At 70.9% G+C, this 12775-nt stretch carries 11 protein-coding genes and 1 pseudogene; 2 read left to right on the forward strand and 10 right to left on the reverse strand.

The genetic code is table 11. From position 1 onward, the window contains the following. Positions 1-116: 116 nt before the first annotated feature. From ADL12_RS43710 to ADL12_RS43735, 6 genes and pseudogenes are all read right to left on the reverse strand, one after another. Positions 117-1295, reverse strand: a pseudogene (locus tag ADL12_RS43710) (MFS transporter); the annotation flags it as partial. A 120-nt stretch (positions 1296-1415) separates the two neighbouring features. Continuing rightward, the gene (locus ADL12_RS43715) at positions 1416-2873 is read right to left on the reverse strand and encodes an HAD-IA family hydrolase (protein WP_062713969.1); all 1458 of its coding nucleotides are present in this window, start codon (positions 2871-2873) and stop codon (positions 1416-1418) included. Between the two features lie 14 nt (positions 2874-2887). Continuing rightward, entirely contained in the window at positions 2888-3967 is a 1080-nt protein-coding gene (locus ADL12_RS43720; protein ID WP_062713971.1) for an ABC transporter ATP-binding protein, read from the reverse strand. 2 nt (positions 3968-3969) lie between these two features. Beyond that, complete coding sequence (locus ADL12_RS43725; protein WP_062713973.1) at positions 3970-4782, reverse strand: ABC transporter permease; 813 nt, start codon at positions 4780-4782, stop codon at positions 3970-3972. After that, the gene (locus tag ADL12_RS43730; protein WP_062713975.1) at positions 4770-5666 is read right to left on the reverse strand and encodes an ABC transporter permease; all 897 of its coding nucleotides are present in this window, start codon (positions 5664-5666) and stop codon (positions 4770-4772) included. Before ADL12_RS43730 ends, ADL12_RS43725 begins: the two co-directional genes overlap by 13 nt. Continuing rightward, complete coding sequence (locus tag ADL12_RS43735) at positions 5663-6820, reverse strand: ABC transporter substrate-binding protein (RefSeq protein ID WP_062713977.1); 1158 nt, start codon at positions 6818-6820, stop codon at positions 5663-5665. The genes ADL12_RS43730 and ADL12_RS43735 overlap by 4 nt, the downstream gene beginning before the upstream one ends. 228 nt (positions 6821-7048) lie before the next feature. On the opposite strand from ADL12_RS43735, the gene ADL12_RS43740 reads away from it, so the two are divergent. Both ADL12_RS43740 and ADL12_RS43745 read left to right on the forward strand, forming a co-directional pair. Further along, positions 7049-7789 carry a GntR family transcriptional regulator gene (locus ADL12_RS43740; RefSeq protein ID WP_062713979.1) on the forward strand — a complete coding sequence of 247 codons (741 nt, stop codon included), beginning with the start codon at positions 7049-7051 and terminating at the stop codon, positions 7787-7789. Positions 7790-7883: 94 nt separating this feature from the next. Beyond that, positions 7884-8342 (forward strand): hypothetical protein, encoded by a 459-nt coding sequence (locus ADL12_RS43745; RefSeq protein ID WP_062713981.1) that lies wholly within the window; start codon positions 7884-7886, stop codon positions 8340-8342. A gap of 49 nt (positions 8343-8391) precedes the next feature. Here the strand turns inward: ADL12_RS43745 and ADL12_RS43750 are convergent, their stop codons facing one another. The 4 genes from ADL12_RS43750 to ADL12_RS43765 form a co-directional block, all read right to left on the reverse strand. Beyond that, on the reverse strand, positions 8392-8844 hold the full coding sequence (locus ADL12_RS43750; protein WP_062713983.1) for an Lrp/AsnC family transcriptional regulator: 453 nt from the start codon (positions 8842-8844) through the stop codon (positions 8392-8394). Positions 8845-8854: 10 nt separating this feature from the next. Continuing rightward, positions 8855-10324 (reverse strand): amino acid permease, encoded by a 1470-nt coding sequence (locus tag ADL12_RS43755; protein WP_079052604.1) that lies wholly within the window; start codon positions 10322-10324, stop codon positions 8855-8857. 506 nt (positions 10325-10830) lie between these two features. Then, positions 10831-12273, reverse strand: a complete 1443-nt coding sequence (locus ADL12_RS43760; RefSeq protein ID WP_062714029.1) for a GuaB1 family IMP dehydrogenase-related protein — start codon at positions 12271-12273, stop codon at positions 10831-10833. A gap of 131 nt (positions 12274-12404) precedes the next feature. Continuing rightward, positions 12405-12716, reverse strand: a complete 312-nt coding sequence (locus ADL12_RS43765) for a barstar family protein (protein WP_062713985.1) — start codon at positions 12714-12716, stop codon at positions 12405-12407. Between the last annotated feature and the right edge of the window lie 59 nt (positions 12717-12775).

Here is a 12775-nt window from a genome sequence, read left to right on the forward strand (position 1 = left end):
CGCCGCGGTAGCGGCTGATCGACACGGCTCCTCCGCCTTGCAGCTGGACGCACCAGGCCCCGCTCACCTGCGTTGATGAGGTGCCGTCCCTTGCAGCCGGCCTGATCCGCCGGACAGGCCCTGGTCAGCACCAGCCCGGTCACCAGGTAGGGCACCGCGAGCAGCGCGAACACGGTGCCGTGCGTGGCCGCCCCGCCGAGGACGGCGTACGCGCCGTAGACGGCCACCGTGACCAGCTCGGTGCCCAGGCCCGCGACCGAGGTCAGCGTGGCCCGGCCGGTGCCCTCGATACGGTGCTGGAGCCGGGCGTCGGCGAGGACGGTCGCCAGCTGGAAGCCGCCGAAGGCGAGGGCGACCAGGCCGAGGCCGAGCGGGCTGCCGGACAGTGCGCCCACGGCCAGGGCGAGCGCGGCGGCCATGAGCAGCCGCGCCAGTCCGCCTGTGCCGAGCCGTTCGGCCGGACCGGCCAGCAGGCCGCCGACCGTGGCCCCTGTCCAGATCAGCAGAAGCAGATAGGGCACCAGCTCGTCGGCCACGCCGGTCTCCCGCACCAGCAGCGGCGTGTACTCGTCGAGCGCGCCCCATACGGCGCCAACGGCCGGCACGAGCAGGACGGCTCCCCTCAGGGTGCGGTCACCGCGGGCGGCGGCGAGTCCGGACCGCAGGGTCGCGGCCCAGCCCTCGCCGTCCTCGGTCTTGCCCCGGTTCTCCGGGAACCGGGTCGCCGTCGCCGCCGTCAGCAGGCAGGCCAGCACGCTCGCCGTGCCCACGGCCGGGTAGCCGCCGAGCGTGAACACCGGTCCGGCGGCGGCCATCGCCGCCATGACGCCGACCAGGCCCGCCGCCCGGGCCCGCCCCATGACACGCGCGTACTGCCCGGCCGCACCGAGCCGGTCCAGCTCGTCGTGGACGAGGGCCTCCAGCGCACCGGAGCCGAGCGCTCCGCGCGCACCCCACAGGACGAAGCCGAGTGCGAAGGCCCAGTACGACGGCACCAGCACCCACAGGGCGAAGCCGACGGCGGTGAGCAGCGGGCCGAGCCACAGCAGCAGCCGGCGCGAGACGGCGTCGGCCCAGGCGCCGGACGGGACCTCCAGCAGGACGCCGGTGATCGACCACAGGGCGAACAGGGAGGAGATCTGCCAGAGCGACAGACCGGTGTCGACGAAGAGCAGCGCGTACACCGGGTAGAGCAGGACGAAGTCGTCCAGGAACATGTAGCCGTACAGCGTGACCGCGAGACGCCGGACGCCGGGGGCGGGCGCACCGGGCACGCGTGCAGGTGAGAGTGTCATGAGGCCTTCCCGTAGGGGCGATTCGGATGCCGGGGGTACGGCGTCCGAGGCGGCCCTCGGGAGGCACGGCTGGTGGATCAATGTCGCCAGGTCATGGCACCGATGGTAGGCGGACCGGGTTCATGAGCCCAGCGAAAATGTGGTGATCACCGCCGCATGGTCGGACGGCCAGTCGTTGTCCTCGACGTCCGGCCAGGGGCGGGGGCGGCCGCTGACGTACGTCCGCGAGTCGAGCACCCTGAGCCCCCGGTGGAGAACGAAGTCGATCCGGTCCTGCGGCTCCGGGCGGCCGCTGCCGTCCTCGTGCTCGTCATGGACCGGGGACCAGGTGTGGCCGGGGTCCCGTACCGGGTCGGGGTGGGCCTCGCGGTAGGAGTCGCGCAGGCCGGCCTCCTCCGCGGCCTTCGTCACCGGCCACTCGACGTCGGGCCGGTCCAGGTGGGAGGGGCTGTTGAAGTCGCCGACGAGGACGACGGGGACGGAGGCGTCGCAGGCGTCGTCGATCCGGCGCAGGGTGTCCCGCATCTGCGCGAGCCGCACCTCCTCGTGGGCGATCAGCTCGTCCGCCCCGAGCCCGTCGAAGGCGGACTCGTAGGGCCCGTACGGCGTGTAGTCCAGGTGGGCCGTCCAGATGTCGACCTCGTGGTCGCCCACCTCGATCCGGACCCCGGCCGCCCCGTAGAAGCCGACGTCGGGGTCGCCGAAGCGGGCCGTGATGGGGTGGCGGCTGATGACGCCGAGGTTCTCCCCGGCACGGTGGTGGTGCCAGCCGAGGGCGCCGGCGAGTTCCTCGGCGGCGCTGCCGTACGTCTCCTGCAGGCCGACCACGTCCACCTCGGTCTCGGTGATGATCTTGAGCTGTTTGGCCCGGTGCTCGCGGACCTTGGTGCCGCCGTACCAGAGGTTCCAGGTCATGACGCGGAGGCGGTACGGCAGCAGGGCGCGCAGGCGCCGCGGGGTGACGCCCTCCAGGCTGTCCAGCACGGTCCGTCCGGGTGCCGCCTCGATCGGGGCGAGCGACGGCACCGCGAGCACCGTGCAGCCTGCCGCCTCGGCGGAGCTGACGCCGGTCTGTGTGTCCTCGACGGCCACGCAGCGGGCGGGGTCGACGCCGAGGGCGCGGCAGGCGGCCAGGTACGGGTCGGGGGCGGGCTTGGTGTGGTCGGTGTCGTCGGCGGTGACGGAGACCGCGAAGCGGCTCGCGCCGAGTGCTTCGAGGACGGTGTCGGCGACGGCCCGGGGGGATGCGGTGACCAGGGCCGTGGGGATGTCCTCGCGGGCCAGGGCGTCGAGCAGGGCGAGGGCGCCGGGGCGGGGCACGATGCCGGTACGGACGCGGTCTGCGAACTCGTGGTGGAGCGCGTCGGCGAGGCCGGCGGCCGAGGTGCCCGTGGCCTCGGCCAGCCAGTGGGCGGTGTACTCGACCGGACGGCCGAGCACATGCGGCTCGTCCGCCACGGCGAGGGCCCGGCCGGCCACACGCTCCACCGCCTCCCACCACAGCCGCTCGGTGTCGACGAGCGTGCCGTCCATGTCGAACAGGACGGCCTGGAGCGGGAGTCGGGGGTGGGGGGTCACGTCTCTCTCTTTCGTCACGGGGCGGTTCGTTCCGCCACCAGCACCGGCCGCTCCGGCAGGGACACGCTCACCGAGGAGCCGGTGCCCAGTCCGGCGGCTTCGTGCACGGGCAGGTCGGCCTTCACCTCGGTGCCGTCGCCGAGCCGGACGGTGACGCGGACGACCGCGCCGAGGAACGCCGTGGCCACGACCCGCGCGTCGCCCGTCTCGTCGGACCGCACCTGTACGGCCTCCGGCCGCACCAGGACGTCCACCTCGCTGCCGGACGGCGCCTGGCCGTCGACCGGCAACCGCCGCCCGAGCACCTCTACCTCGGTCCCCTTCAGCGTTCCGGGAATCCGGCTCATCGTGCCCACGAACTCGGCGACGAAGGCGGTGGCCGGCCGCCCGTACAGCTCGGCGGGCACGGCGCACTGTTCGAGCCGTCCGGCGTGCATCACGGCCACCCGGTCGGCCATCGACAGCGCCTCCTCCTGGTCGTGGGTGACGAACAGGGTGGTGATGCCGAGCTCCTGCTGGAGCCGTCGGATCTCCTCGCGGAGCGTGAGGCGCACCTTGGCATCCAGCGCCGACAGCGGTTCGTCGAGCAGCAGTACGCGCGGGCGCAGGGCGAGGGCCCGGGCCAGGGCGATGCGCTGCTGCTGGCCGCCGGAGAGCTGGTGCGGGAAGCTTTGCCCCTTGTCGGCGAGCCCGACGAGCTCCAGCAACTCGGCGGCCCGCGCCCGCCGTTGTGCAGTGCGCACCTTCCTCATCCGCAGCCCGAAGGCCACGTTGTCGAGCGCGCTCAGATGCGGGAAGAGGCTGTACGACTGGAAGACCATCCCGGCGTCGCGGCGGTGGGCCGGGACGCGGGTGACGTCCTCGCCGTCCACCAGCACCTCGCCGGCATCCGGGTGTTCGAACCCGGCGAGCATCCGCAGCGCGGTGGTCTTGCCGCAGCCGGAGGGGCCGAGCAGGGCGAGCAGTTCACCGGGCTGGACGGTGAGGTCGAGGCCGTCGAGGGCGACGGTCGCCCCGAACTCCCGGCGCAGTCCGCGGAATTCGACGGTGGCGGCCTTCTCGGTGGTCGTCTTCTCGAGCGTGGTGAGGGTCATGGTCATCCCCGGGAGGTGGTACGGGTGCGTCCGCCGAAGCCGGCGAGGACGAGGAGCAGCGCCCAGGTCACGAGCAGGCTGAGCACGGACACGGCGACGGACAGCTGGGCCTGGGCGCCGCTGACGCTCACGATCCACACGGCGAACGGCCTGAAGCCGAGCAACTGGGCGACCGTGAACTCGCCGAGCACCAGCGCCAGCGTGAGGAAGGAGGCGTTGAGCAGCGCGGCGCGCAGATTGGGCAGCACGGCTCCGAACAGCGCCTGCGGCCAGCCGGCCCCGCAGCTGCGGGCGGCCTCGACGAGGGTGCGTACGTCGATGGCGCTCAGGCCCGCGTCCAGCGCCCGGTACACGAACGGCAGCGCCATCACGACGTACGCCAGCACGAGCACGACGGGAAAGTCGGGGTTCTGGATGGCCACGAACGTCTGGAACAGCGGCGTGCGCGAGAGGTGTTCGGGCCCCCACTTCAGCACGGTGACGATCCCGGCGACGAACGCGATCGGCGGCAGGACCAGCGGCAGCGAGCACACCACCTCGACGACCGGCCGCAGCCTGGACGCGCCGAGCCGCAGCGCGACCGTGGCGGGCACCATCAGCAGCAGGACGACGGCGATGGTGGCGGCGGCCAGCTCCAGCGAGAGCAGCAGGCTGGAGGTGAAGCCGTCGGCGGAGAAGATCTGCGTGTAGGCGTCGAAGGTGACGCCCTGCCCCGGCACGTCGACTGTGAAGATCACGGACGCGGCCAGCGGCACCAGGAAGTACAGTCCGGCGAGGCCGAGGACGCCCCACCGCCACAGGTTCAGGCGAGCCATCGTGCGCTCCGTCGTTGCAGGGGCAGGTACACCGCCATGACCAGGGCCGCGACCAGGACCATGTCGAGGCTGAGGGCGAGTGCCACGTTCTCCTGGCCGACCAGCACGTTGCCGGAGAGGGCGTCGGCGATCTGCAGGGTGACCAGCGGGATCGAACTGCCGACCATGGCCGCGGCGGTGGCGTACGCGGCGAAGGCGCTGCCGAAGAGGAGCACCAGCCCGCCGAGCAGCGAGGGCAGCAGCACGGGCAGGGCGACATGCCGCCAGTACTGCACCGTCGTCGCCCCGTTGTTCTGCGCGGCCTCGCGCCACTGGGAGCGCAGGCCGTCCAGGGCCGGGGTGATGGTGAGGACCATCAGCGGGATCAGGAAGTACAGGTAGACGATCACCAGGCCCCAGAAGCTGTAGAGATCCCAGCCCTTGTCCGTCAGGCCGAGATGCCGGGTCAGCACGCCGGCGTTGCCGAGCGTGGCGACGAAGGCGAAGGCCAGCGGGACACCACCGAAGTTGGCGAGCACCCCGGACGCGGTGAGCACGGCCTCGCGCAGCGCCCGGAACCGGGACGTCACCACGGCCTGCGCGAGTGGCAGGCCGAACACGACAGCCAGGGCGGCGGAGACGGCGGACAGCTTGACGCTGCCGAGGAGAGCCGTGAGATACGCCCCCTTGAGGGAGGTGCTCAGGTTCTCGACGGTGTACGAACCGGCGCCCGTGGCCGGGTCCTTGACCGTGAAGGCGCCGTCGAGCATGGCCAGGGCGGGCAGCCCGAAGGCGATCGCGGTGAAGACGAGCAGCGGGGCGACGGCGAGCCAGCCGAGCGACCGGCGCCGCCGCTTCACCGGAGCGGCGGTCGCCGTGTCGACCCGCGTGAGGGTGGCCGTCATCCGGAGACGGCCTTCGCCCAACCCTGCCCGAGCACTGTCTTGGCCTTGTTCTGCTGCTCCTCGGTCGGGAAGGAGGGCGTCCCGGCGACCTCGGGCAGCTTGGCCGCGGCCGTCTTGTCGAGCGTGCCGGCCTTCTCCATGGCGGGCATCAGGGCGGGTCGGGCGTACCCCTTGAGCCACAGGTTCTGGCCCTCGGCGCTGTAGAGGTACTCCTCCCACAGGCGGGCGGCCGCCGGGTGCGGGGCGTCCTTGTTGATGGCCTGCGAGTAGTACTGGGAGAACTTGCCGTCGGTGGGCACCGCCACCTTCCAGTCGACGCCCTTGGACTTGAACTCGTCGGCGTAGCCGGCGTTGAGGTAGTCCCAGTCGATGCTGATCGGCGTCTCGCCCTTCTCGACGGTGGCCGGGGTCGACTCGACGGGCGTGTAGTTGCCGTTCTTCTTCAGCTTGGCGAAGAAGTCGAGGCCGGGCTGGATGTCGTCGAAGGAGCCGCCGCTCGCGAGGGAGGCCGCCCAGACGCCGCCGAAGGCCGAGCCGGACTTGGTCGGGTTGCCGTTGAGGGCGACCTGGCCCTTGTACTGCGGCTTGAGCAGGTCGGCGAAGGTCTCGGGGCACTCCTTGACCCGCTTGGCGTCACAGCCGATGGAGATGTAGCCGCCGTAGTCGTTGTACCAACGGCCCTGGGCGTCCTTCTGGCCCTCGGGGATGTCGGCGAAGGCCTGCACCTTGTACGGCGCGAGCAGCCCCTGCTGGGCCGCGCTCAGCGCGAACGAGCTGCCCAGGTCGAGGACGTCGGGGGCGCGGTCCTGGCCCTTCCTCGACGTCACGGCGTTGATCTCGTCCTGGCTGGCGCCGTCCGGGTTCTCCACCTCGATCTTGATGCCGTACTTCTTCTGGAAGCCGTCGATGAGGGCGCCGTAGTTGGCCCAGTCGCGGGGCAGCGCGATGGCGTGCAGCGTGCCCTCCTTCTTGGCCGCCTTCACCAGCGCGTCCATGCCGCCGAAGTCGGCGGCGGAGGTGGCGGTGGCGGCGCTCTTGCCGTCGGCGGTGGTCGACGCGTTGTCGGGGGCGGCACCGCAGGCGCTCAGGGCGAGCGCGGCGACGACGGTCAGGGCGCCGATCGGGACGGCGGTTCTCGGCAAGGACACGGTCACGGCTTTCTCCAGGGGGACGCGCGATGGTGCGGAAGGATCTTGCCCACGTGCTGCGGCTAACTTGTCTGAACAAGTTGGCCTCAGTACGCCGGGCGATGGTTGCACGTCCGTAAACTCTGGCGAAACCCTGAGCCCTGAATTTGTGCATAATCCCGGCTGACACGGATCACCGCCGGGTCTCGATTAGGCTGGTCACGCTGTGCACAGCAACCGACTCAGAGGGGAAGCATGGCGGCGCGACACGAGGAGATCGCCGACGAACTGCGCCGGGCGATCGACCGCGAGGAGTACACGGTCGGCAGCCTGCTGCCCGCCGAGACCGACCTCGCGGCCCGGTACGGCGTCTCACGCGGCACGGTCCGCCAGGCCGTCGCGGCGCTCACCACCGAGGGCCTCATCGGCTCACGCCAGGGCGCCCGCCGCGTCGTACTGGCCGGCCGCCGCAGCCAGAGCTTCGCCGAACTGCGCAGCTTCGCGCAGTGGGCGCGGGCGATGGGGCGGGCGGCGACGGGCCGTGTGGTCGCGCAGGAGTACCGCGCGGCGACACAGGAGGACGCGGTACGCCTCCAACTGCGCGCCGGCACTCCGGTGCTGCACGTCCTGCGGGTACGCGGCCTGGACGGTGAACCGGTGCTGCTGGAACGGACCGTATACGCCGACTGGATCTCGCCGGCCGTCGAATCGATCGAACCTGACTGCCCATCGGTGACCCAACGGCTGTACGAGGACACGGGGTTGGTCTTCGCCTACGGCGAGCACGTCATCGACGCGGTGGCGGCGGGCGCGCAGGACGCCGAGCTGCTGGGCGTCCGCCGGACCAGCCCGCTGCTGCGGGTGCGCCGGGTGACCACGACGCGGGAGGGGCGTCCGGTGGAGTGGTCGGACGACCGGTATCGCTCGGACGCGGTGAGCTTCAGTGTGTACAACTCGATCGGCAACAACGCGTTGGCTCGGAAGACCGCGGAGTAGTTGGGGCGCACTGTTGCGCTCTCCGCCGAACGGCTATGCACGTCAGTCCTGCGGAGGAGGCCGTCGCCCGCAGCGGCGCGCAAGACTTCCGGTCATGGACACCATCGACATCCCCGCCCTGCCGTACGTCGACGAGCACACGACGGTCGTCGCAGCAGACGCCGACACTGTCTGGCACGAGCTGCGACACGTGCTGGACGGCATCTTCTCGCGAGGCCGATCGGTGGGCATCGTTGCTCTGCTCGGCTGCGCCGACCGCACGCCCTCCGGGCCCCGCCCCCTGACCGAGAGCTCGACCCTGCGCGGCTTCCGGGTCGCAGTGGCGGCCCCGGGCCGAGAGCTGGCCCTCGTCGGGCGGCACCGCTTCTCGTCGTACGCCCTGGTCTTCCACCTCGAAGAGGCAGGTCCGGGTCGTACCCAGGTGAGGGCCGAGACCCGGGCCGGCTTCCCCGGCCCGGCAGGAGCCATCTACCGACGGCTGGTCATCGGCACAGGCGGCCACGCCTTCCTCGTACGGCGCATGCTGACAACGGTACGCAAACGCGCCCTATAGGGGCGCGGGGAACTGCGCGATCAACCCCCACCAAGCCGCAGATGACCGACTACGTGGGCGACCCGGAAGAAAACCGCCGCAGCAACGGCGACAACACCAGCACCGACTTGGTCCGCTCCACGAACGGCTCCCCGGCAATCCGCTCCAGCACCCGCTCGAAATGCCGCATGTCAGAGGCGAAGACCTGCACCACCGCATCCGCGTCCCCGGTGACGGTCGACGCGGCCACGACCTCCTGATAGCGCTCCAGCCCCCGCCGGATGGTCTCCGGCGAGGTGTTGTGCCGGCAGTAGATCTCGACGAACCCCTCGGTCTCCCAGCCGAGGGCCGACGGGTCCACCCGTACGGTGAAGCCGGTGATGGCCCCGGTGGCGCGCAGCCGGTCCACGCGCCGTTTCACAGCGGGCGCGGACAGGCCGACGAGTTGCCCGATGTCCGCGTAGGAGCGGCGGGCGTCCTCGGCGAGGGCGTGCACGATGCGTTCGTCGAGATCGTTCAGCACTGCGGGTGGTTCACTTCACTTCTGACATGGCAAGACGGGACCGGCGATAGCCGTACAGGAAGTAGAACACGAGACCGGCGGCCATCCAGAACCCGAAGACGACCCAGGTGACGGTGTCGAGGCTGAACATGTTGTACGCGCAGAACAGGAAGCCCAGCACCGGCAGCACCGGCCCGAACGGCACCCTGAACGTGCGCTCGAGCTCCGGCCGCTTGTAACGCAGCACGATGACGGCGATGTTGACCAGCGCGAAGGCGAACAACGTGCCGATGCTGGTGGCGTCGACGAGCTTGCCCAGCGGGATGAGGGCGGCGAGGGCGGCGCAGAAGAGGGACACGATGACCGTGTTGAGGCGGGGCGCGCCGGTCTTCGGGTGGACCTTGCCGAGCGCCTTCGGCACCAGGCCGTCGCGGGACATCGCGAAGAGGATGCGGGTCTGGCCGTAGAGCACGGTGAGGACGACGCTCGCGATGGAGATGACCGCGCCGAGCGCGAGCAGCGTGCCCCAGAAGGTCTGGCCGCTGACGTCGTTCATGATCGCGGCGAGGGAGGCCTCCGAGCCGTCGAACTTCTTCCAGTTCCAGGCGCCGACGGCGACGCCCGCGACGAGCACGTACAGCGCGGTCACGATGATCAGCGACAGCATGATCGCCCGCGGCAGGTCCCGCTTGGGGTCCTTCGCCTCCTCACCGGCGGTGGAGGCGGCGTCGAAGCCGATGTAGGAGAAGAAGAGCGTGGCACCAGCGGCGCTCACGCCCGCCATGCCGAGCGGCATGAAGTCGGCGTAGTTGCCGGACTTGAAGCCCATGAAGCCGACCGTGCAGAAGAGCACGAGGGCGAGGATCTTCACCGCGACCATGATCGTGTTGGCCCGGGCGGACTCCCGGACACCGCCGAGCAGGAACACCATCGCCAGCAGGACGACGATCAGCGCGGGCAGGTTGATGATGCCGCCCTCACCGGGCGCCGAGGACAGCACGGCCGGGATGGTGACGCCTATGGTCCCGTCCAGCAGCTCGTTGAGGTACTCGCCCCAGCCGACGGCGACGGCGGCCACCGACACGCCGTACTCCAGCACCAGGCACCAGCCGCAGACCCAGGCGACCAGCTCGCCCATCGTTGCGTACGCATACGAGTACGAGGAGCCCGCGACCGGGATGCTGCCCGCCAGCTCGGCGTACGACAGGGCCGAGAACAGCGCCGTGAGACCGGCGATCACGAAGGCCAGGGTGACCGCGGGGCCGGCCTCCGGGACGGCGTCGCCGAGGACCACGAAGATGCCGGTGCCGAGGGTGGCACCGATGCTGATCATGGTGAGCTGCCACAGGCCCAGGGAGCGCCGCAGGGACCCTCCCTCGCCCTGGCCACCCTCTGCGACCAGGTGTTCCACGGGCTTGCGACGCATCAGCCGCGCGCCGACACCCGGGGACGGTGGGCCTGACTGGGGGCTGTTCTGCGGGGGTGCGCCTTGATCGAGCACGCGCTGACTCCTTCGTCGCTGCCTCTGAGGGCGGCGGGGACCGGCGGCACCCTGCGACAGCAGGACCCCACCGAGCGGGGTCCCTGCCACGCCACGTACGAGGCGACAGCCTATGAGGAGCGGCGTTGCCGTTGTAATGCAGCAACCTTGCGCGTACCCGCAAGATCATTGCGTTCCTGGGGGTTGGGTGGGTGTTCGTTGCGCGGTGGCTTTCGACCGTTGCACGGGGCTCCCTCAGAGGGCCTTGACCAGCCAGCGGCCGATGCCCTCGGAGCGCAGCGAGGCGGGCCATGCGAAGGCGCCTGCGGATGAGTGGGGGCCGTTCGCTCCCACGCGACGGATGTCCCTCCAGGGGCGCGGGGAACTGCGCGACAAGCCACCGGCTACCCGCAGTCGCCCCCATACAGCCGAACCCAAGCTGTCAGGCGAAAGTCCGGCACGCGAAACAGCCCCCGATGCCCCGAGCAGGCGGGTCAACGGGGGCCGTACGAAAGGGCGTTGGGGCATCAGCTCCAGCTGGCGTGCAGCGGCTTGCCCTCCGCGTAGCCGGCGGCGCTCTGGATGCCGACGACGGCCTTCTCAGCGAACTCCTCCAGGGAGGCCGCGCCGGCGTAGGTGCAGGACGACCGCACGCCCGCGATGATCGAGTCGATCAGGTCCTCCACGCCCGGGCGGGCCGGGTCGAGGAACATGCGGGAGGTGGAGATGCCCTCCTCGAACAGGGCCTTGCGGGCGCGGTCGTACGCCGACTCCTCCGACGTACGGTTGGCCACGGCGCGCGCGGAGGCCATGCCGAACGACTCCTTGTACAGCCGCCCGCTGGAGTCCTGCTGGAGGTCGCCCGGCGACTCGTAGGTGCCCGCGAACCACGAGCCGACCATCACGTTGGACGCACCGGCGGCGAGCGCCATGGCGACGTCGCGCGGGTGCCGGACACCACCGTCGGCCCACACGTGCTTGCCGTACTTCTTCGCCTCGGCGGCGCACTCCAGCACGGCCGAGAACTGCGGCCGGCCGACGCCGGTCATCATGCGGGTCGTGCACATCGCGCCCGGGCCGACACCGACCTTGATGATGTCGGCACCGGCGTCGATGAGGTCCTTGACACCCTCCGCGGCGACGATGTTGCCCGCGACGATCGGCACCTGCGGGTCGAGCGCCCGCACGGTCCTGATCGCGGCGATCATCGACTCCTGGTGGCCGTGCGCCGTGTCGATGACGAGGGTGTCGACGCCCGCGTCGAGCAGCTGCTTGGCCTTGCCCGCCACGTCGCCGTTGATGCCGACGGCGGCCGCGATGCGCAGCTTGCCGTTCGCGTCGGTGGCCGGCGAGTACAGCGTGGCGCGCAGGGCGCCCTTGCGGGTGAGGATGCCGGCGAGGCGGCCGCCTGCGTCGACGGCGGGGGCGTAGCGCCGGTTGTGGTGGTCCAGGGTGTTGAAGGCCTCGCGCGGGTCCTGGTCCGCGTCGAGGAGCAGCAGGTCCCGGGACATGACCACTTCGAGCTGCGTGAAGCGGTCCACGCCGGACAGGTCGGAGTCGGTGACCACGCCGATCGGCTTGAAGTCGTCGTCGACGACCACACCGGCGTTGTGCGCGCGCTTGGGCAGCAGGGCCAGCGCGTCGGCGACGGTCTGGTGCGGGGCCAGCACGATCGGGGTGTCGAGGACGTGGTGGCGGCTCTTCACCCAGGAGACGACCTCGGTGACGACCTCGATCGGGATGTCCTGCGGGATGACCACGAGGCCGCCGCGCCGCGCCACGGTCTCGGCCATACGGCGGCCGGCGATGGCGGTCATGTTGGCGACGACCAGCGGGATCGTGGTGCCCGTGCCGTCCGGGGAGCTGAGGTCCACGCCCTGCCGCGAGCCGACCGCACTGCGGCTCGGGACCATGAAGACGTCGTCGTACGTCAGGTCGTACGCGGGCTGGATGTCATTGAGGAAACGCACGTGCTGCACATCCCAGTCGATCAGAGGTGGCCCCCGGACAGGTCAGCCAGGGGGAAGAGCACGTACTTCATTGTCCCATGCTGACCGGAACGTGATGCACGGTCGCTTCATACGAGCAGGTCAGATGGGTCTTAGGAGGATCCTCCGAGAGCGAGCATCACGCTGAGCGACGGTGCCCGGTTCACGGCCGCGGAGAACACCTCCTGGGCGATCTCCCACTCCTCGGGCCGCGCCTTCGCGTACGGCTGCCAGTTCCGTACGACGACCAGGAACCCGTCCGCGGCCTCCGTGGGCCACACGGAGGGATCGGAGAGGCTGTCGGCGAGGGCGTCCCAGTTGCGGCCGAACCAGTCGGGCAACTCCAGGGTCAGGGCACAGCGGTCCATGAGGCCCGCCTTGTCCGTGACCCCGTCGAGGTCCAGCGTGACCACGAGCTCCGTCATTTCAGTACCGCCAAGGTCATAGTGATCGTCGATGAAGGAAGTCGATGAACGAAGGGGAC

This window comes from Streptomyces regalis, from assembly GCF_001509475.1.
Taxonomy (GTDB): domain Bacteria; phylum Actinomycetota; class Actinomycetes; order Streptomycetales; family Streptomycetaceae; genus Streptomyces; species Streptomyces regalis.

Coding starts and splice junctions, on each gene's coding strand:
- ADL12_RS43720 (WP_062713971.1), bottom strand. CDS start 3,967: ATGACCCTCACCACGCTCGAGAAGACGACCACCGAGAAGGCCGCCACC.
- ADL12_RS43725 (WP_062713973.1), bottom strand. CDS start 4,782: ATGGCTCGCCTGAACCTGTGGCGGTGGGGCGTCCTCGGCCTCGCCGGA.
- ADL12_RS43730 (WP_062713975.1), bottom strand. CDS start 5,666: ATGACGGCCACCCTCACGCGGGTCGACACGGCGACCGCCGCTCCGGTG.
- ADL12_RS43740 (WP_062713979.1), top strand. CDS start 7,049: ATGGCGGCGCGACACGAGGAGATCGCCGACGAACTGCGCCGGGCGATC.
- ADL12_RS43745 (WP_062713981.1), top strand. CDS start 7,884: ATGGACACCATCGACATCCCCGCCCTGCCGTACGTCGACGAGCACACG.
- ADL12_RS43765 (WP_062713985.1), bottom strand. CDS start 12,716: ATGACGGAGCTCGTGGTCACGCTGGACCTCGACGGGGTCACGGACAAG.